This is a genomic window from Bacillus sp. 05T22 (genome assembly GCF_056396765.1).
In genome coordinates, this window is sequence record NZ_JBFTMC010000014.1 from 19,759 (window position 1) to 39,166 (window position 19,408).

A 19,408-nucleotide genomic window follows, 5' to 3' on the forward strand; every position below is an offset into this window, starting at 1 on the left:
AAGGCAATACCTTAAATTATAGAACTTCTGGAGCTAAAGAAACGATCTTCATGAAGTTGCTATCACGTAATTCACGAGCTACTGGTCCAAAGATACGAGTACCACGTGGGCTCTTATCGTCTTTAATGATAACCGCTGCGTTTTCATCAAAGCTAATGTAAGAACCGTCCGGACGACGAGCTCCGCTCTTCGTACGTACCACAACTGCTTTAACAACGTCACCTTTTTTAACAACGCCACCTGGTGTTGCTTGTTTTACCGTAGCAACGATAATATCACCAATGTTAGCATATTTACGACCAGAGCCGCCTAATACTTTAATTGTTAAAAGTTCACGTGCACCAGAATTGTCAGCAACTTTCAAACGAGATTCTTGTTGGATCATGTTATGAAACCTCCCTTCGGACTAAAAATTCCGATTCGTCTATTTAGATAATAACCGCTTCTTCAACGATTTCAACTAAACGGAAACGCTTAGTAGCAGAAAGCGGGCGAGTTTCCATGATTTTTACGATATCGCCAATTTTTGCTTGGTTTTGCTCATCATGGGCTTTGTACTTTTTAGAATACTTAACACGTTTTCCGTACAAGGAATGAGTTTTGTAAGTTTCAACTAAAACTGTAATCGTTTTGTCCATTTTGTCAGACACTACACGACCAGTATAAACTTTGCGTTGGTTACGTTCGCTCACTATGCAAACCTCCCCTCAATTTATCGATTAATTCCGATCTCTCTTTCACGAACTACAGTTTTCATACGAGCAATCGCTTTACGCACTTCACGGATGCGAGTTGGATTCTCTAATTGTCCTGTAGCAAGTTGGAAGCGAAGATTAAACAACTCTTCCTTTAAAGCTTTAACTTTTGTTTCGATTTCGGCAGTGGTTAATTCACGAATATCATTAGTTTTCATTAGATTCACCACCATTTTCTTCACGTTTTACGAATTTACATTTCACTGGTAATTTGTGAGCTGCAAGACGTAAGGCTTCGCGTGCTACCTCTTCAGATACACCCGCGATTTCGAACATAATTTTCCCAGGTTTTACTACTGCTACCCAGCCTTCTGGTGCCCCTTTACCGGAACCCATACGTACTTCTAGAGGTTTTGCAGTGTAAGGCTTAGAAGGGAAAATTTTAATCCATACTTTACCGCCACGTTTCATGTAACGAGTCATTGCACGACGAGCAGCTTCGATTTGACGGTTTGTAATCCATGAAGCGGCTTGTGCTTGTAAACCGAATTCACCGAAAGCAATTTCAGCTCCACCTTTTGCACGACCACGCATTTTACCACGATGCTCTCTACGATATTTTACGCGTTTAGGCATTAACATATTATTTTCCTCCTTCCTCAGAAGCTTTCTTTTTTGTAGGAAGGACTTCTCCACGGTAGATCCATACTTTTACGCCTAATTTACCGTATGTTGTATCAGCTTCAACTGCTGCATAGTCAATATCAGCGCGAAGTGTATGAAGTGGAACAGTTCCTTCACTGTAAGATTCTGCACGAGCGATATCAGCTCCGCCAAGACGACCAGAAACCTGTGTTTTAATACCTTTAGCTCCTGCACGCATAGCACGTTGAATTACTTGCTTCTGTGCACGACGGAAAGATACACGGTTTTCTAATTGACGAGCGATGTTTTCGCCTACTAATTTAGCGTTAAGATCAGCTCTCTTAACTTCTAAGATGTTGATGTGTACACGCTTGCCTGTTAATTGGTTAAGAGCTTTACGAAGTGCTTCAACTTCTGTACCACCTTTACCAATTACCATACCAGGTTTTGCAGTGTGAATTGTAACATTTACACGATTTGCTGCACGTTCGATTTCTACTTTAGCAACAGCAGAATCTTTTAAGCGTACAGTAATGTACTCACGGATTTTGATGTCTTCATGTAATAATGTAGCGTAATCTTTTTCAGCGAACCAACGAGATTCCCAGTCACGGATAACACCGACACGAAGACCAATTGGATTAACCTTCTGACCCATCGATTATCCCTCCTTTTTTTCTGATACCACAACTGTGATGTGGCTTGTGCGTTTGTTAATTTGGCTTGCACGACCCATTGCACGTGGACGGAAACGTTTCAACGTTGGACCTTCGTCAACGAAAACTGTTTCAACAACTAGGTTGTTAATGTCCATTTCGTAATTGTGCTCTGCATTTGCGATTGCAGATTTTAAAACTTTCTCTACAACTGGAGAAGCAGTTTTTGGTGTGTGGTTAAGGATAGCAATCGCTTCACCCACTTGCTTACCTCGGATTAAGTCTACAACTAAACGAACTTTACGAGGAGCAATACGAACTGTTCTCGCTACTGCTTTAGCTTGCATTGAAGTGCCTCCTCTCATTATCTTCTAGTTTTCTTATCGTCAGCAAGGTGACCTTTGTACGTACGAGTTGGTGCGAATTCACCTAACTTATGGCCAACCATATCCTCAGTGATGTACACAGGTACGTGTTTACGACCATCATATACAGCAATTGTATGACCGATGAACTGAGGGAAGATTGTTGAACGGCGAGACCAAGTTTTAACAACTTGTTTTTGCTCAGATGCAACTAATTTTTCCATTTTGCTCATTAAGTGATCATCGACAAATGGTCCTTTTTTTAAGCTACGAGCCATTGTGGTGCCTCCCTTCGTGATTGGCGTACGGTTCTAGAAATGAACCGTACTACAATCCCATTATTTTTTACGACGACGAACGATAAATTTATCAGACGCTTTATTTTTCTTACGAGTCTTGAATCCAAGAGTTGGTTTACCCCATGGAGACATTGGAGACTTACGTCCGATTGGAGAGCGTCCTTCACCACCACCGTGTGGGTGATCAACTGGGTTCATTACAGAACCACGAACTGTTGGGCGCTTACCTAACCAGCGAGAGCGACCTGCTTTACCGATTTTGATAAGTTCATGTTGTTCGTTACCTACTTGACCAACTGTAGCGCGACAAGCAGATAATACTAAACGCACTTCACCAGAAGTTAAACGTACAAGTACGTATTTTCCTTCTTTACCAAGTACTTGAGCAGATGTACCAGCAGAACGAACTAATTGTCCGCCACGACCAGGCTTAAGCTCGATGTTATGAACAACAGTACCTACTGGAATGTTGATTAATGGTAATGCGTTACCGATTTTAATGTCAGCTTCAGCGCCAGACATAACTTCCATACCTACTTCTAAGTTTTTAGGAGCAAGGATGTAACGTTTTTCACCGTCAACGTAGTTAATTAATGCGATATTCGCAGAGCGGTTTGGATCGTATTCGATCGTAGCAACGCGTCCTGGAATTCCATCTTTATTACGTTTGAAGTCGATGATACGGTATTGACGCTTATGTCCGCCACCTTGGTGACGTACAGTAATTTTACCTTGGTTATTACGACCAGCCTTTTTGCTTAAAGGCGCAAGTAAAGATTTTTCAGGTCTGTCAGTAGTAATTTCAGCGAAATCATTCGTTGTCATATTACGACGACCGTTAGTAGTTGGTTTATACTTCTTAATTGCCATCTCAATTTCCCTCCTTCTTTAGTAAGAATTAAACACCTTGGAAGATTTCGATTTCTTTGCTGTCAGCAGTTAGCTTAACGATTGCTTTACGACGACGGTTAGTAAAACCAGCGTGACGACCAACGCGTTTTGCTTTCGGCTTGTAGTTCATGATATTTACTTTGTCTACATTAACACCAAAGATCGCTTCTATAGCGTCTTTAACTTCTGTTTTATTAGATTTAACGTCCACGTCGAACGTGTATTTTTTTTCAGCCATCATTTCCATAGAACGTTCAGTGATAACTGGGCGCTTAATGATATCACGAGGATCTCTCATTATGCAAGCACCTCCTCTACTTTTTCCACTGCCGCTTTTGTCATGATTAGCTTATCATGATGAAGCACGTCTAAAACGTTTACGCCATCAGCAGTGATTACTGTTACTCCAGGGATATTGCGAGCAGATAACTCTACAGATTCGTTTGCATCAGCAGTTACGATAAGAGCTTTCTTTTCAACAGTTAATCCTTTAAGTACTGCTACCATGTCTTTTGTTTTTGGTGCATTTAACACTAGGTCTTCAAGAACTACAATGTTGTTCTCAACTACTTTAGTAGCTAGTGCAGATTTGATCGCTAAACGACGAACTTTCTTAGGAAGTTTGTACGCATAGCTTCTTGGTGTAGGTCCGAATACCGTACCACCACCACGCCATTGAGGAGAGCGGATAGAACCTTGACGAGCACGTCCAGTTCCTTTTTGACGCCATGGTTTACGACCACCACCGCGCACTTCAGAGCGAGTTTTTACTTTGTGTGTACCTTGACGTAAAGACGCACGTTGCATCATTACAGCTTCGAAAAGTACAGCTTCATTTGGTTCGATACCGAAAATAGCTTCAGCTAATTCGATTTCACCAACCTGTGAACCAGTTTGGTTATATACAGTAACTTTTGGCATTGGAATTCCTCCTTCCTATTGTGAATTATTTACTAACCTTCACAGCGCCTTGAACAACTACAAGAGATTTCTTAGCACCTGGAACGTTACCTTTTACTAATAATAAGTTGCGCTCAGCGTCAACTTGAACGATTTCTAAGTTTTGGATTGTAACTTGGTCTCCACCCATACGTCCAGCAAGTTTTTTGCCTTTGAATACACGGTTCGGAGCAACTGGGCCCATTGAACCAGGACGACGGTGATAGCGAGAACCATGAGACATAGGTCCGCGAGATTGTCCGTGGCGTTTAATAACACCTTGGAAACCTTTACCTTTAGAAATTCCTGTTACGTCAACGATTTCACCTGCAGTGAAAACTTCAACTTTTACCTCTTGACCAACCTCTAATCCGTCCACGTCTGCATCGCGGATTTCGCGAATGAAGCGCTTAGGAGTAGTAGATGCTTTAGCAGTGTGGCCTTGTTCAGGTTTGTTAGTTAACTTTTCACGTTTATCTTCGAATCCTAACTGAATTGCATTATAGCCGTCAGTTTCTGTTGTTTTCTTTTGAAGAACAACGTTTGGGTTCGCAGCGATTACTGTTACTGGGATTAACTCACCGTTTTCAGCAAATACTTGAGTCATACCGATCTTTCTTCCTAAGATTCCTTTGGTCATGAGTTACACCTCCTACATTTTTAAGTTATATGAATTATAGTTTGATTTCGATATCTACACCAGATGGTAAATCTAAACGCATTAATGAATCTACTGTTTGAGGAGTAGGACTCACGATGTCGATTAGACGTTTGTGCGTGCGCATTTCGAATTGCTCACGAGAATCTTTGTACTTATGGACAGCACGAAGAATTGTGTAAACAGTTTTTTCAGTTGGTAATGGGATCGGACCAGAAACTGTTGCCCCAGAACGCTTAGCTGTTTCTACAATTTTCTCAGCTGACTGATCAAGAATACGGTGATCGTAAGCTTTTAAACGGATACGAATTTTTTCTTTTGCCATTATTTTCCCTCCTTCGTTCGCCTATTTCTAAAATAGACCTTCTCCATGGAAATTTCCCCACACCATGCCATGGCAAAGCGGCCGGGTGTGTCAGCAACCTTCCACTTCATCGCAGTCAAAGACCAACATTTTCTATTATACAATGTTATTCGTCTAGATGCAAGCATCTTTTTGTTTGCATCTGCTTTTCTCTACTTTTGCTATTATACATGGCACTTTAAAGAATTTCAAGTTTTCATCTACTCTTATTCAACTTACAGTTTTTGGGTGTTGTTTTCGTTTTATATACTGTAGAAGAAACTCATTCAAAAATAGAAAACGCACCTCTTTCTTCTATATAAATAAGCAATAAAAAAACTCAAGGGAAAATCCCTTGAGTTTTTAATAATCTATTTAAAGATTATTCAGCAACGATTGTAGCAACTACACCGTAACCTACTGTACGTCCACCTTCACGAATAGAGAATTTAGTTCCCTCTTCGATTGCGATTGGAGCGATAAGTTCGATAGTCATTTCGATGTTGTCACCAGGCATTACCATTTCAGTACCTTCTGGTAATTGGATGATACCAGTTACGTCAGTTGTACGGAAATAGAATTGCGGACGGTAGTTAGCGAAGAATGGAGTGTGACGTCCACCTTCTTCTTTAGATAATACGAAAACTTCAGCTTTGAATTTAGCGTGAGCTTTTACAGAACCGCTTTTAGCAAGAACTTGTCCACGTTGGATGTCTTCACGAGCAACCCCACGAAGTAGAGCACCAATGTTGTCTCCAGCTTGAGCTTGGTCAAGAAGTTTACGGAACATTTCTACACCAGTTACAGTTGTAGAAGCGTTCTCTTCAGCAAGACCGATGATTTCTACTACGTCACCAACTTTAACTACTCCGCGCTCTACACGACCAGTTGCAACTGTACCACGACCTGTGATAGAGAATACATCCTCGATAGGCATTAAGAATGGTTTGTCAGTTTCACGTTCTGGAGTTGGGATGTAAGCATCAACTTCAGCCATTAACTCAATGATTTTTTCTTCCCACTCAGCTTCGCCTTGAAGAGCTTTAAGAGCAGAACCTTTAACTACAGGAATATCGTCGCCTGGGAATCCGTATTCAGATAATAGGTCGCGAACTTCCATTTCTACTAATTCTAATAATTCTTCGTCGTCTACCATGTCGCATTTGTTTAAGAATACAACGATGTAAGGAACACCTACTTGACGAGAAAGAAGGATGTGCTCACGTGTTTGAGGCATTGGGCCATCAGCAGCAGATACCACTAAAATACCGCCGTCCATTTGAGCAGCACCAGTGATCATGTTTTTAACATAGTCAGCATGTCCTGGGCAGTCAACGTGTGCATAGTGACGAGTTTCAGTTTCGTACTCAACGTGTGCAGTTGAGATTGTGATACCGCGCTCTCTTTCTTCTGGAGCAGCATCGATTTGATCGTATCCGCGTGCTTCAGCACCACCAGCTTTTGCAAGAACTGTAGTGATCGCAGCAGTTAATGTAGTTTTACCATGGTCAACGTGGCCGATTGTACCGATGTTAACATGGGGTTTAGAACGTTCGAATTTAGCTTTAGCCATTCTAAATTCCTCCTTAGTTTATATAGGTTATTTTATATTTAGACTAGAAAGCGCGACATAAGCCTCACTTTCTAAGCTTACATAAGTAGTTATACTTGAACAATCGATAAAAATCAATTATTCACCTTTATTTTTTTTGATAATTTCTTCTGAAACAGACTTTGGTACTTCTTCATAATGATCAAATGTCATTGAGAATGTTCCGCGTCCTTGCGTGTTAGAACGTAATGCCGTTGCATAACCGAACATTTCAGAAAGTGGAACCATAGCACGAACAACTTGTGCGTTACCGCGAGCTTCCATACCTTCTACGCGTCCACGACGAGATGTTACGTCACCCATAATGTCACCCATGTACTCTTCAGGAATTACAACTTCAACTTTCATCATTGGCTCAAGAATTACTGGGCTACATTTAGAAACCGCAGCTTTAAGCGCCATAGATGCAGCGATTTTGAACGCCATCTCAGAGGAGTCAACATCATGGTAAGATCCGTCAACTAATGCAGCTTTAATGTCAACTAGTGGATATCCAGCTAGTACACCATTTTTAAGTGAATCTTCAAGACCCGCTCCAACAGCTGGGATGTATTCACGTGGAACTACACCACCGACGATCTTGTTTTGGAATTCGAATCCTTTACCTTCTTCATTAGGTTCAAACTCAATCCAAACGTGACCGAATTGTCCACGACCACCAGACTGACGAGCGAACTTACCTTCAACTTTCGCAGCAGCGCGGAAAGTCTCACGGTATGCTACCTGAGGAGCACCAACGTTTGCTTCCACTTTGAATTCACGGCGCATACGGTCAACGATGATATCAAGGTGAAGTTCACCCATACCAGCGATGATTGTTTGGCCAGTTTCTTGGTCAGTGTGAGCACGGAATGTTGGATCTTCTTCAGAAAGCTTAGATAATGCTGTACCCATTTTATCTTGGTCAGCTTTAGATTTTGGTTCGATAGCTACAGAGATAACTGGCTCTGGGAATTCCATAGACTCAAGGATAACAAGGTTCTTCTCCTCACAAAGAGTATCACCAGTAGTAGTATCTTTTAAACCGACAGCAGCAGCGATATCACCAGCATAAACTGTTGAAATCTCTTCACGGCTGTTAGCATGCATTTGTAGGATACGTCCTACACGCTCACGCTTACCTTTAGTTGAGTTTTTCACGTAAGATCCAGAGTTTAACACACCAGAATACACACGGAAGAACGTTAATTTACCAACATAAGGGTCAGTCATGATTTTGAACGCTAGAGCTGCGAATGGTTCTTCATCGCTAGACTTACGTTCTACTTCTTCATCTGTATCCGGAAGAATACCTTTAATAGCAGGTACATCTAGTGGAGATGGTAAGTAGTCAATAACTGCGTCTAACAGAATTTGAACACCTTTGTTTTTGAATGCAGAACCACAGATTACTGGGAAGAATTCAACAGAAATTGTAGCCTTACGGATACCAGCTTTAAGCTCTTCTACAGTAATTTCTTCACCTTCTAGGTACTTCATCATCATTTCTTCATCAAGCTCAGCTACCGCTTCGATTAATTTTCCACGGTATTCTTCAGCTAGCTCTTTATGCTCTTCAGGAATTTCGATACGTTGAATATCTGTTCCTAAATCGTTACCGTACATATAAGCACACTCTTCAACAAGGTCAATGATACCATTGAACTCGTCTTCAGCACCGATTGGTAACTGAATTGGATGTGCGTTTGCTTGTAAACGGTCATGGATTGTACCTACAGAGTATAAGAAATCTGCACCGATCTTATCCATTTTGTTAACGAATACGATACGAGGTACACCATAAGTAGTAGCCTGACGCCAAACAGTTTCTGTTTGTGGTTCTACACCAGATTGTGCATCAAGAACTGCTACTGCGCCATCAAGTACGCGTAAAGAACGTTCTACTTCTACTGTGAAGTCTACGTGTCCTGGAGTGTCAATGATGTTTACACGATGACCTTTCCATTGAGCTGTAGTTGCAGCAGAAGTGATTGTGATACCACGCTCTTGCTCTTGCTCCATCCAGTCCATCTGAGATGCACCTTCGTGAGTTTCACCGATTTTATGAATACGTCCTGTGTAGTACAGGATACGCTCAGTTGCTGTTGTTTTACCAGCATCGATGTGAGCCATGATACCAATATTACGAGTGTTTTCTAAAGAGAACTCTCTTCCCATTTGGTGTCTTGCTCCTTCCATATATGGATTGGATTATTTTATTTTAAGTAGCAAAAAAGCCACTTTATTTTGTTACTTATGTCAGTATGTCCAGTACCCTCATTATGTAAAATGAGCGCTCATTGAAAGGGAGAGGCATCCTCCCTCTCCACACTTCCATAAGCGACAAATAAAGCGGTTTATGCTTACATTTATTTTACGTTGAATCCTACCAACGGTAATGAGCAAATGCTTTGTTAGCTTCTGCCATTTTATGAGTGTCTTCACGTTTCTTAACAGATGCACCAGCGTTGTTAGCTGCATCTAAGATTTCGTAAGCTAGACGCTCTTCCATAGTTTTTTCACCACGAAGACGAGCATAGTTTACTAACCAGCGAAGACCTAAAGTTGTACGGCGTTCTGGACGAACCTCAACTGGAACTTGGTAGTTAGCACCACCAACACGACGAGCGCGTACTTCAAGAACAGGCATGATGTTCTTAAGAGCTTGCTCGAATACTTCCATTGGCTCTTTACCAGCACGTTCACGAACGATATCGAACGCGTTATAAAGAATTGTTTGAGATTTACCTTTTTTACCGTCAACCATCATTTTGTTGATTAGGCGTGTTACAAGTTTAGAATTGTACATTGGATCTGGTAACACGTCACGTTTCGCAACAGGTCCTTTACGAGGCATATTGAGTTCCTCCTTTCATTGTAAGTTTATTATTTCTTAGCAGGTTTTGGTCGCTTAGTACCATATTTAGAACGTCCTTGCATACGTTTGTCAACACCAGCTGTATCAAGCGCACCACGAACGATGTGGTAACGTACCCCTGGTAAATCTTTTACACGACCACCGCGAATTAATACTACGCTATGCTCTTGTAGGTTATGACCGATACCTGGGATGTAAGCTGTAACCTCGATACCATTTGTTAAACGTACACGAGCGTATTTACGTAACGCTGAGTTTGGTTTCTTCGGAGTCATTGTACCAACACGAGTACACACACCACGTTTTTGAGGTGCAGAGATATCAGTTGATTTTTTCTTTAAAGAGTTGAAACCTTTGTTTAACGCAGGTGATTTAGATTTCCATACTTTATCAGTACGACCATTTCTCACTAATTGGTTAATAGTAGGCATTTGATTTATCCTCCCTTCGCATGTTTGTATGACCACATATCCAGGTGGTTCATTATTAGTTGAAAACAAAGTTTTTGCAAGGAAGAGCAAATGCTCTCTCCTCACAAAAACAGTTTTAACTTATTATTCCTATTGCTGAAGCTCCCACTTGAATCCCCGAAACTTTTCCAAGTTTACGAATTGATTCAACTTTGGTTATGGGTACGTTATATTGCAATGCAGTACGAGTAATAACATGGGTTAACCGCATGTCAGCATCTTCTGCAATGACAACTTCTTTAACTGTACCATTTTTGATTGCTTCCAATGTTCGTTTATGACCAACGACTACATTTTCAGCAGTTGACACTTTTTGATAAGACATATACATATCCTCCAAAGCATCGTTCAGGAGCAACCTTGCTTATAGTAACATTTTGACTCATATAATGTCAACTAGGATTATCTGTTTTTGTACAAAATTTACGACGGAAAATTTTACTGTTCCACATAAACTTCATCGTTTTCTACATTCATGTCATCTTGTGTTGTTTTCACAAGATCCACTTTGCGATAACGATTCATACCTGTTCCAGCAGGAACAAGTTTACCGATAATAACATTCTCTTTCAATCCTAGAAGTTCATCACGTTTTCCTTTAATTGCTGCATCTGTCAGAACACGAGTTGTTTCTTGGAACGATGCTGCAGATAAGAATGAATCTGTTTCTAGTGAAGCTTTTGTAATACCAAGAAGAACTGGTCTAGCTGTTGCTGGTTGTTTACCTAATAGTAACACCTTCGCATTCGCATCAGTGAACTGATGGATGTCTAGTAACGTTCCTGGTAATACATCTGTTTCACCAGCATCGCTTACGCGAACTTTACGAAGCATTTGGCGAACCATTACTTCTACGTGCTTATCACCAATTTCTACCCCTTGCATACGGTATACTTTTTGAACTTCACGTAGTAAGTATTCTTGAACTGCTGTAATATCAGTTACTTTTAATAATTCTTTCGGATCAATAGAACCTTCTGTTAACTCTTTTCCGTGACTGATAGGCTGTCCTGGAGTTACTTTCAGACGAGCACCGTAAGGAATAGCATACGTACGAGCTTCAACTTCACCCTGTACAACTACTTCTTGACGATCTTTAACATCGTTGATCGCTGCGATAACACCGTCAATTTCACTAATAACTGCCTGACCTTTCGGATTACGAGCTTCGAAGATCTCTTGGATACGAGGTAAACCTTGTGTGATATCATCTCCGGCAACCCCACCTGTATGGAACGTACGCATCGTTAACTGTGTACCTGGCTCACCGATAGATTGAGCTGCGATAATACCTACCGCCTCTCCTACTTCTACATCTGTACCAGTTGCTAAGTTACGACCGTAACACTTCTTACATACACCATGGCGAGTATTACATGTAAACGCTGAACGAATGTTTACAGTTTCAACACCCGAACTTTCAACGATATGAGCGATATCTTCAGTAATTAATTGGTTTTCACCAACTAATACTTCACCTGTTTCAGGATGTTTTACAGTTTTTCTTGCAAAACGTCCAACAAGACGATCATATAATGACTCAATAACTTCATTACCCTCTTTAATCGCACCAATTAGTAAACCACGATCTGTTCCACAATCATCTTCACGGACAATTACATCTTGTGCAACGTCTACAAGACGACGTGTTAAGTAACCAGAATCGGCAGTTTTAAGTGCTGTATCGGCAAGACCTTTACGCGCACCATGCGTAGAGATGAAGTACTCAAGTACTGTTAAACCTTCACGGAAACTTGATTTGATTGGAAGTTCAATGATACGACCAGATGGGTTTGCCATCAAACCACGCATACCAGCAAGCTGAGTAAAGTTCGATGCGTTACCACGGGCACCAGAATCACTCATCATGAAGATTGGATTGCGCTTATTCAAGGATTTCATCAGTTTTCCTTGGATAACATCTTTCGCATTACTCCAAATAGAGATAACACGATCGTAACGTTCTTCTTCCGTGATTAAACCGCGACGGAATTGTTTAATTACATTATCTACTTTTGCTTGTGCTTCGTGGAGAATTTCATCTTTTTCACCTAATACAAGAATATCTGCTACCCCAACTGTAATACCAGCTTTTGTAGAATATTTAAATCCTAAGTTTTTCATGCGATCAAGCATACGAGATGTTTCCGTAATTTGGAAACGTTTAAATACTTCCGCAATGATATTTCCAAGGATTTTCTTGCTAAATGGCGCCACTTCTTCACGACTAGCAATAATCTCTTTAATGTTCGCACCTTTTTCAACGAAATACTTCGCTGGTGTTTCTTTTTCAAGGTTTGAATTTGTCGGTTCGTTAATATAAGGGAACGACTTCGGTAAGATTTCGTTAAACATTAATTTACCAACTGTTGTTAGTAGAAGTTTGCTCTTTTGCTCTTCAGTAAATGTTTCGTTGTTTACTGAACTTGCAGCAACTGCAACACGTGTGTGCAGATGTACATATCCATTTTGATATGCAAGCAATGCTTCGTTTGCATCTTTGAACACCATACCTTCACCAATTGCACCTTCGCGCTCAAGTGTTAAGTAGTAGTTACCTAATACCATATCCTGAGATGGAGTAACAACTGGTTTTCCGTCTTTTGGATTCAAGATGTTTTGTGCTGCTAACATAAGAAGACGAGCTTCCGCTTGAGCTTCTGATGATAACGGAACGTGAACCGCCATTTGGTCACCGTCAAAGTCAGCGTTGTATGCAGTACATACAAGTGGATGAAGACGGATTGCGCGACCTTCTACTAATGTAGGTTCAAACGCCTGGATACCAAGACGGTGAAGCGTTGGCGCACGATTTAGAAGTACTGGATGCTCTTTAATCACAGATTCTAAAACATCCCAAACTTCAGGTTGTACACGCTCGATTTTACGTTTCGCACTCTTAATGTTGTGCGCTAATCCTTTTCCAACTAACTCTTTCATAACGAAAGGTTTGAACAATTCAAGCGCCATCTCTTTCGGTAATCCACATTGATACATCTTTAAGTTCGGTCCTACAACGATTACAGAACGACCAGAGTAGTCAACACGTTTACCTAATAAGTTTTGACGGAAACGTCCTTGTTTACCTTTAAGCATGTGAGATAGTGATTTYAATGGACGGTTACCTGGTCCAGTAACTGGACGGCCACGACGACCATTATCGATTAGTGCGTCTACAGCTTCTTGTAACATACGTTTTTCGTTTTGAACGATGATGCTTGGTGCACCTAAGTCCAATAGACGTTTTAAACGATTATTACGGTTAATTACACGACGGTATAAGTCGTTTAAGTCAGAAGTAGCAAAACGTCCACCATCTAACTGTACCATTGGGCGTAGTTCTGGCGGGATAACTGGAAGAACATCTAAGATCATCCAAGATGGGTGATTTCCAGAGTTACGGAATGCTTCTAATACTTCTAGACGTTTAATAGCACGAGTACGGCGTTGTCCTTGTGCTGTTTTTAATTCTTCTTTTAAGAAGTCTACTTCTTTATCTAAATCGATGTCTTGTAATAGCTTCTTAATTGCTTCTGCACCCATAGCAGCTTGGAATGTGCTGCCATATCGATCACGATATGCACGGTATTCTTTTTCAGAAAGTAATTGCTTCTTATCAAGTGGTGTATCTCCACTTTCTGTTACAACATAAGAAGCGAAATAAATTACTTCTTCAAGCGCGCGAGGGGACATGTCTAAGACAAGTCCCATGCGGCTCGGGATACCTTTGAAATACCAAATATGAGATACAGGAGCAGCTAATTCGATATGGCCCATACGTTCACGACGAACTTTTGCACGCGTTACTTCAACGCCACATCGATCACAAACTACACCTTTATAACGTACACGTTTATATTTTCCGCAATGACATTCCCAGTCCTTTTGTGGTCCGAAAATACGCTCACAGAACAAGCCATCTTTTTCAGGCTTTAACGTACGATAGTTAATCGTTTCTGGTTTCTTAACTTCACCGTATGACCAAGAACGAATCTTGTCAGGTGAAGCAAGTCCAATCTTCATATATTCAAAGTTATTTACATCTATCAAGGGGCCTACCTCCCTTTTAGTCTACAGGTTATCCCGATTATTCCTTAGTTGTCTCAACTTCGATATTCAATTTGTCTGCTGATTGATGATCATCATCTTCCGTATCACGCATCTCAATTTCTGTATCGTCGCTAGACATCATTTTAACGTCCATACCTAAACTTTGCAGTTCTTTAATCAATACTTTGAATGATTCTGGAACGCCTGGTTCTGGAACATTTTCACCTTTAACAATTGCTTCGTACGTCTTAACACGTCCAACAACATCATCAGACTTCACTGTTAAGATTTCTTGAAGAGTATAAGCAGCACCGTAAGCTTCAAGTGCCCAAACCTCCATCTCACCGAAACGCTGTCCACCGAACTGAGCTTTACCTCCAAGAGGTTGCTGCGTTACAAGTGAGTATGGTCCAGTAGAACGAGCATGAAGTTTATCGTCAACCATGTGCGCAAGTTTGATCATGTACATGACACCAACAGATACGCGATTGTCGAATGGTTCACCAGTACGTCCATCATAAAGGATTGTTTTCGCATCATTTGCCATACCAGCTTCTTCGATTGTACCCCATACGTCTTCCTCACGAGCACCATCGAATACWGGCGTTGCAATATGGATGCCAAGGTATCTTGCTGCCATACCAAGATGAAGCTCTAATACCTGACCGATATTCATACGAGATGGTACCCCTAATGGGTTCAACATGATATCGATTGGCGTGCCATCTGGTAAGTAAGGCATATCTTCTTCCGGTAAAATACGAGAGATAACACCTTTGTTACCATGACGACCGGCCATCTTGTCACCTTCAGAAATTTTACGTTTTTGAACGATATATGCACGTACAAGTTGGTTCACACCTGGTGGCAATTCATCGCCATCTTCACGGTTGAATACTTTTACGTCTAAGATAATACCGCCACCACCATGTGGTACACGTAGTGATGTATCACGTACTTCACGCGCTTTTTCACCGAAGATTGCATGTAATAGACGTTCTTCTGCTGTTAATTCTGTTACACCTTTTGGCGTTACTTTACCAACAAGTAGATCTCCGTCTTTTACTTCAGCACCGACGCGAATAATACCGCGCTCGTCAAGATTACGAAGTGCATCTTCCCCAACATTCGGGATATCACGTGTAATTTCTTCTGGTCCAAGCTTCGTATCACGGGCTTCTGATTCATATTCTTCAATATGGATAGAAGTGTACACATCATCTTTTACAAGGCGCTCACTCATGATGATTGCATCCTCGTAGTTATAACCATCCCATGTCATAAAGCCAACAAGCACGTTACGTCCAAGTGCTAGTTCACCTAGTTCCATAGAAGGACCATCCGCAAGGATTTCACCTTTTACAACTTGATCTCCAACACTTACAATTGGACGTTGATTGTAACAAGTTCCTTGGTTAGAACGAATGAATTTCAACATTTTGTAGCGATCTAAATCGCCTTTTACTTTTTGACCGTCAACTTCTACATAGCGACGTACCCAAACTTCACGTGCTTCTACGCGCTCAACAGTACCAGGATGTTTACAGATTACTGCAGCCCCTGAGTCTTTTGCTGATACGTACTCCATACCTGTACCTACAATCGGAGATTCCGGATTCATTAACGGAACCGCCTGACGTTGCATGTTCGCACCCATAAGTGCACGGTTGGAGTCATCGTTTTCTAAGAACGGAATACAAGCTGTCGCTGCGGACACTACTTGTTTTGGAGATACATCCATGTAATCGATACGTTCTTTATTTGTGACAATGTTTTCACCACGGAAACGAGCTACGATATCTTCATCAAGGAATTCTCCTTCTTCAGATAATTTCATGTTCGCTTGGGCTACAACATAGTTATCTTCTTCATCTGCTGTTAAGTAATCAACATGGCCCGTTACACGTCCAGTTTCTGGATCAACACGACGGTATGGTGTTTCAATGAAACCAAACTCATTTACTTTCGCGAATGAAGATAATGAGTTGATCAAACCGATGTTTGGTCCCTCTGGCGTTTCGATTGGACACATACGACCATAGTGAGAGTAGTGAACGTCACGTACTTCAAAGCCTGCACGCTCACGCGTTAAACCACCAGGTCCTAATGCAGATAGTCTTCGTTTGTGTGTTAACTCTGCTAATGGGTTTGTTTGGTCCATGAACTGAGATAACTGAGAACTTCCGAAGAACTCTTTAATAGATGCAATAACCGGACGAATGTTAATTAACGCTTGCGGTGTAATTGCATTTGTATCTTGGATCGACATTCTCTCACGAACAACACGTTCCATACGAGAAAGACCGATACGGAATTGGTTTTGTAATAACTCCCCTACAGAACGAAGACGACGGTTTCCTAAATGGTCAATATCATCTGTATCCCCTACTTTGTATAGTAAGTTAAAGAAGTAGCTAATAGAAGCAAGGATATCACCTGGTGTGATGTGTTTTACGTCACGAGTGATATTTGCATTCCCAATTACATTGATAGAACGTTCACCGTCTGACTCTGGAGCATAAATCTTAATCGATTGCAGCTCAACATCGCCTTCTACCACTCCACCCATTGGTTTCGCTGTCTTGAATCCAATGTTTTTCTCTAAGTAAGGTAAAATGCGATCTAGTGTACGACGGTCTAAGACTGTTCCTTCTGCCGCTAAAATTTCTCCAGTTTCTGGATCTACTAATGTTTCAGCTAAGCGTTGGTTAAACAATCTGTTTTTAATGTGTAGCTTTTTGTTGATCTTGTAACGACCTACATTTGCTAAATCGTAGCGCTTCGGATCAAAGAAGCGAGAAACAAGCAAGCTTTTCGCATTTTCTACTGTTGGTGGTTCACCTGGGCGTAGACGCTCATAAATTTCAAGCAATGCTTTTTCTGTGCTATCTGTGTTGTCTTTTTCTAGCGTATTGCTTAAGTATTCGTTATCACCTAAAAGCTCGGTGATTTCTTGATCAGAGCCAAACCCTAATGCGCGTAACAAAACAGTTACAGGAAGTTTACGCGTACGGTCGATACGCACATATACAACATCCTTAGCATCTGTTTCATACTCTAACCAAGCTCCGCGGTTTGGAATTACAGTAGCAGTAAAACCACGTTTTCCGTTTTTATCCACTTTGCCACTATAGTATACGCTTGGAGAGCGAACTAACTGGGAAACGATAACACGTTCTGCACCGTTAATTACGAATGTTCCTGTCTCTGTCATGAGTGGGAAATCTCCCATGAACACATCCTGTTCTTTTACTTCACCAGTTTCCTTATTGATTAGACGAACTTTCACACGAAGTGGTGCTGCATACGTCACATCACGCTCTTTACATTCTTCTACAGAGTATTTAGGTTCACCTAAGCTGTAGTCGATAAATTCAAGCGATAGATTTCCCGTAAAGTCTTCAATCGGAGAAATGTCTTGGAACATTTCTCGCAAACCCTCATCAAGAAACCACTGATAAGAAGAGGTTTGAATTTCGATAAGATTTGGTAACTCTAATACTTCACTAATACGGGCATAACTTCTTCGTTGGCGGTGGCGTCCGTATTGAACTAGTTGACCTGTCAACTGCTTCACCCCTCAAATCATGAGTATTATAAATGCACAAAAAAATTTGTGCAAAATCACAAATAAATACAGCTAACGCCAGTAGCGCAGCTTTTTCTCTCAAAGATAGATACGCTGAGTCTTTCTACCTGCTCAAAAAAGAAAAATGGCTTCTATAAGAAAACCATCATTCTGTTTCATCATCTGCTGATTTTACTATCTTTTCCAAGAGAAGCAAAAATATACATCGTTCTCAACGCAGAAAATCATATATTGGCATTGTATAATGTTAACATAGCCAAAAATAACCGTCAACGTTTTTTTGATTTTATGATATAATATCCTTTTTTCTTTTCTACAACTTCAACTTCAGAAAATGTTTCCTCTAGTTTTTTAAGCGCAGATGGTGCACCTTGTTTCTTTTGAATAACAATCCAAAGCTCTCCACCCGACACTAGATGAAGGGCAGCTTTTTCTAAAATCTCATGCACGATATGCTTACCAGCACGAATTGGAGGATTAGATAGAATAGCAGCATACTTGCCATCTACATTTTCATAGACACTACTTTGAAAAATACGAACGTTTTCAATTTTGTTATTAGCAGCATTTTCTTTTGCAAGTCCAAGTGCCCTTTCGTTCACATCCACCATGTGAACACTACGCTCTTGAAACTCTTTTGCTAACGACAAACCGATTGGACCGTATCCACATCCCACGTCTAATACGTCACCTTTAATATCCGGCATTTGAAACGCTTCAATTAAAAGGCGAGAACCAAAGTCCACCTCGTTTTTCGAAAACACCCCATGATCAGATAAAAAAGCAAAGTGGGATCCTCGCAATGCATATTCCCATCGTTTACGATCACTTTTGCTCGAAGGATCATTAGAAAAATAATGGTCTGCCATATGGCCACCTCTTTTCTTTACAGTTAAAAAAAAAGCCCGCATAAGAGCGAGCTTTTTTATAGCTTCAAAAGTTAATTACTTAACTTCTACAGAAGCGCCAACTTCTTCAAGTTTAGCTTTGATTTCTTCAGCTTCTTCTTTAGAAGCGCCTTCTTTAACTGCTTTTGGAGTGTTGTCAACTACTTCTTTAGCTTCTTTTAAGCCAAGACCAGTGATTTCACGAACAACTTTGATAACTTTGATTTTTTGTGCGCCTGCGCTAGCAAGTACAACATCAAATTCAGTTTGCTCAGCAGCAGCTTCACCAGCGCCACCAGCTACAGCTACAGGAGCAGCAGCAGTTACGCCGAATTCTTCCTCGATAGCTTTTACTAAGTCGTTAAGTTCTAATACAGTCATAGATTTAACTGCTTCAATGATTTGTTCTTTAGTCATTGTAAATATCCTCCCTTAATTAGGTTCTTATTGTT

At 40.9% G+C, this 19,408-nt stretch carries 21 protein-coding genes; all 21 read right to left on the minus strand.

Annotation, left to right across the window (positions count from 1 at the left end):
• Window positions 1-16: 16 nt before the first annotated feature.
• Window positions 17-385, minus strand: coding sequence for a 50S ribosomal protein L14 (gene rplN / locus AC1DIT_RS07310; RefSeq protein WP_000615914.1), 369 nt, complete (start codon window positions 383-385; stop codon window positions 17-19).
• Window positions 386-428: 43 nt separating this feature from the next.
• Window positions 429-692: a 30S ribosomal protein S17 gene (gene rpsQ / locus AC1DIT_RS07315; RefSeq protein ID WP_016116954.1), complete on the minus strand. Its 264-nt coding sequence runs from the start codon at window positions 690-692 to the stop codon at window positions 429-431.
• 20 nt (window positions 693-712) lie between these two features.
• Window positions 713-913 (minus strand): 50S ribosomal protein L29, encoded by a 201-nt coding sequence (rpmC, locus tag AC1DIT_RS07320; RefSeq protein WP_000855718.1) that lies wholly within the window; start codon window positions 911-913, stop codon window positions 713-715.
• Window positions 903-1,337 (minus strand): 50S ribosomal protein L16, encoded by a 435-nt coding sequence (rplP, locus tag AC1DIT_RS07325; protein WP_016116953.1) that lies wholly within the window; start codon window positions 1,335-1,337, stop codon window positions 903-905. The genes rpmC and rplP overlap by 11 nt, the downstream gene beginning before the upstream one ends.
• A 1-nt stretch (window position 1,338) precedes the next feature.
• Window positions 1,339-1,998: a 30S ribosomal protein S3 gene (gene rpsC, locus AC1DIT_RS07330; protein WP_000529958.1), complete on the minus strand. Its 660-nt coding sequence runs from the start codon at window positions 1,996-1,998 to the stop codon at window positions 1,339-1,341.
• Between the two features lie 3 nt (window positions 1,999-2,001).
• Complete coding sequence (gene rplV, locus AC1DIT_RS07335) at window positions 2,002-2,343, minus strand: 50S ribosomal protein L22 (RefSeq protein ID WP_003194358.1); 342 nt, start codon at window positions 2,341-2,343, stop codon at window positions 2,002-2,004.
• Between the two features lie 17 nt (window positions 2,344-2,360).
• Window positions 2,361-2,639, minus strand: coding sequence for a 30S ribosomal protein S19 (gene rpsS / locus AC1DIT_RS07340; RefSeq protein WP_000124454.1), 279 nt, complete (start codon window positions 2,637-2,639; stop codon window positions 2,361-2,363).
• Window positions 2,640-2,699: 60 nt separating this feature from the next.
• Window positions 2,700-3,530 carry a 50S ribosomal protein L2 gene (rplB, locus tag AC1DIT_RS07345; protein ID WP_003194355.1) on the minus strand — a complete coding sequence of 277 codons (831 nt, stop codon included), beginning with the start codon at window positions 3,528-3,530 and terminating at the stop codon, window positions 2,700-2,702.
• A gap of 28 nt (window positions 3,531-3,558) precedes the next feature.
• The gene (gene rplW, locus AC1DIT_RS07350; protein WP_016116952.1) at window positions 3,559-3,849 is read right to left on the minus strand and encodes a 50S ribosomal protein L23; all 291 of its coding nucleotides are present in this window, start codon (window positions 3,847-3,849) and stop codon (window positions 3,559-3,561) included.
• Window positions 3,849-4,472 carry a 50S ribosomal protein L4 gene (rplD, locus tag AC1DIT_RS07355; protein WP_001127261.1) on the minus strand — a complete coding sequence of 208 codons (624 nt, stop codon included), beginning with the start codon at window positions 4,470-4,472 and terminating at the stop codon, window positions 3,849-3,851. The genes rplW and rplD overlap by 1 nt, the downstream gene beginning before the upstream one ends.
• Window positions 4,473-4,497: 25 nt before the next feature.
• Window positions 4,498-5,130, minus strand: a complete 633-nt coding sequence (gene rplC, locus AC1DIT_RS07360; protein WP_016116951.1) for a 50S ribosomal protein L3 — start codon at window positions 5,128-5,130, stop codon at window positions 4,498-4,500.
• 34 nt (window positions 5,131-5,164) lie between these two features.
• Window positions 5,165-5,473: a 30S ribosomal protein S10 gene (gene rpsJ / locus AC1DIT_RS07365; protein WP_001040596.1), complete on the minus strand. Its 309-nt coding sequence runs from the start codon at window positions 5,471-5,473 to the stop codon at window positions 5,165-5,167.
• Window positions 5,474-5,873: 400 nt separating this feature from the next.
• Window positions 5,874-7,064 carry an elongation factor Tu gene (gene tuf / locus AC1DIT_RS07370; RefSeq protein ID WP_003205504.1) on the minus strand — a complete coding sequence of 397 codons (1,191 nt, stop codon included), beginning with the start codon at window positions 7,062-7,064 and terminating at the stop codon, window positions 5,874-5,876.
• 117 nt (window positions 7,065-7,181) lie between these two features.
• Window positions 7,182-9,260, minus strand: a complete 2,079-nt coding sequence (gene fusA / locus AC1DIT_RS07375) for an elongation factor G (protein WP_016116950.1) — start codon at window positions 9,258-9,260, stop codon at window positions 7,182-7,184.
• Between the two features lie 208 nt (window positions 9,261-9,468).
• Window positions 9,469-9,939 (minus strand): 30S ribosomal protein S7, encoded by a 471-nt coding sequence (rpsG, locus tag AC1DIT_RS07380; protein WP_003194344.1) that lies wholly within the window; start codon window positions 9,937-9,939, stop codon window positions 9,469-9,471.
• Between the two features lie 29 nt (window positions 9,940-9,968).
• Window positions 9,969-10,391, minus strand: a complete 423-nt coding sequence (gene rpsL, locus AC1DIT_RS07385; RefSeq protein ID WP_001142341.1) for a 30S ribosomal protein S12 — start codon at window positions 10,389-10,391, stop codon at window positions 9,969-9,971.
• A 115-nt stretch (window positions 10,392-10,506) separates the two neighbouring features.
• Window positions 10,507-10,755, minus strand: coding sequence for a 50S ribosomal protein L7ae-like protein (locus tag AC1DIT_RS07390; RefSeq protein WP_016116949.1), 249 nt, complete (start codon window positions 10,753-10,755; stop codon window positions 10,507-10,509).
• A gap of 113 nt (window positions 10,756-10,868) precedes the next feature.
• Complete coding sequence (rpoC, locus tag AC1DIT_RS07395; RefSeq protein WP_016116948.1) at window positions 10,869-14,480, minus strand: DNA-directed RNA polymerase subunit beta'; 3,612 nt, start codon at window positions 14,478-14,480, stop codon at window positions 10,869-10,871.
• A 37-nt stretch (window positions 14,481-14,517) separates the two neighbouring features.
• The gene (rpoB, locus tag AC1DIT_RS07400; protein ID WP_016116947.1) at window positions 14,518-18,048 is read right to left on the minus strand and encodes a DNA-directed RNA polymerase subunit beta; all 3,531 of its coding nucleotides are present in this window, start codon (window positions 18,046-18,048) and stop codon (window positions 14,518-14,520) included.
• Between the two features lie 290 nt (window positions 18,049-18,338).
• Window positions 18,339-18,938, minus strand: a complete 600-nt coding sequence (locus AC1DIT_RS07405) for a class I SAM-dependent methyltransferase (RefSeq protein WP_016116946.1) — start codon at window positions 18,936-18,938, stop codon at window positions 18,339-18,341.
• Between the two features lie 75 nt (window positions 18,939-19,013).
• Complete coding sequence (gene rplL / locus AC1DIT_RS07410) at window positions 19,014-19,373, minus strand: 50S ribosomal protein L7/L12 (protein ID WP_003194333.1); 360 nt, start codon at window positions 19,371-19,373, stop codon at window positions 19,014-19,016.
• Between the last annotated feature and the right edge of the window lie 35 nt (window positions 19,374-19,408).

Bases quoted from the DNA above. Each gene is read 5' to 3' on its own strand.
- rplD (WP_001127261.1), bottom strand. From the start codon at position 4,472: ATGCCAAAAGTTACTGTATATAACCAAACTGGTTCACAGGTTGGTGAA.
- rplV (WP_003194358.1), bottom strand. From the start codon at position 2,343: ATGCAAGCTAAAGCAGTAGCGAGAACAGTTCGTATTGCTCCTCGTAAA.
- rpsC (WP_000529958.1), bottom strand. From the start codon at position 1,998: ATGGGTCAGAAGGTTAATCCAATTGGTCTTCGTGTCGGTGTTATCCGT.
- rpmC (WP_000855718.1), bottom strand. From the start codon at position 913: ATGAAAACTAATGATATTCGTGAATTAACCACTGCCGAAATCGAAACA.
- rpsG (WP_003194344.1), bottom strand. From the start codon at position 9,939: ATGCCTCGTAAAGGACCTGTTGCGAAACGTGACGTGTTACCAGATCCA.
- AC1DIT_RS07390 (WP_016116949.1), bottom strand. From the start codon at position 10,755: ATGTCTTATCAAAAAGTGTCAACTGCTGAAAATGTAGTCGTTGGTCAT.
- rplC (WP_016116951.1), bottom strand. From the start codon at position 5,130: ATGACCAAAGGAATCTTAGGAAGAAAGATCGGTATGACTCAAGTATTT.
- rpsL (WP_001142341.1), bottom strand. From the start codon at position 10,391: ATGCCTACTATTAACCAATTAGTGAGAAATGGTCGTACTGATAAAGTA.
- rplB (WP_003194355.1), bottom strand. From the start codon at position 3,530: ATGGCAATTAAGAAGTATAAACCAACTACTAACGGTCGTCGTAATATG.
- rpsS (WP_000124454.1), bottom strand. From the start codon at position 2,639: ATGGCTCGTAGCTTAAAAAAAGGACCATTTGTCGATGATCACTTAATG.
- tuf (WP_003205504.1), bottom strand. From the start codon at position 7,064: ATGGCTAAAGCTAAATTCGAACGTTCTAAACCCCATGTTAACATCGGT.
- AC1DIT_RS07405 (WP_016116946.1), bottom strand. From the start codon at position 18,938: ATGGCAGACCATTATTTTTCTAATGATCCTTCGAGCAAAAGTGATCGT.
- rpsJ (WP_001040596.1), bottom strand. From the start codon at position 5,473: ATGGCAAAAGAAAAAATTCGTATCCGTTTAAAAGCTTACGATCACCGT.
- rplN (WP_000615914.1), bottom strand. From the start codon at position 385: ATGATCCAACAAGAATCTCGTTTGAAAGTTGCTGACAATTCTGGTGCA.
- rplP (WP_016116953.1), bottom strand. From the start codon at position 1,337: ATGTTAATGCCTAAACGCGTAAAATATCGTAGAGAGCATCGTGGTAAA.
- rplL (WP_003194333.1), bottom strand. From the start codon at position 19,373: ATGACTAAAGAACAAATCATTGAAGCAGTTAAATCTATGACTGTATTA.
- fusA (WP_016116950.1), bottom strand. From the start codon at position 9,260: ATGGGAAGAGAGTTCTCTTTAGAAAACACTCGTAATATTGGTATCATG.
- rplW (WP_016116952.1), bottom strand. From the start codon at position 3,849: ATGAGAGATCCTCGTGATATCATTAAGCGCCCAGTTATCACTGAACGT.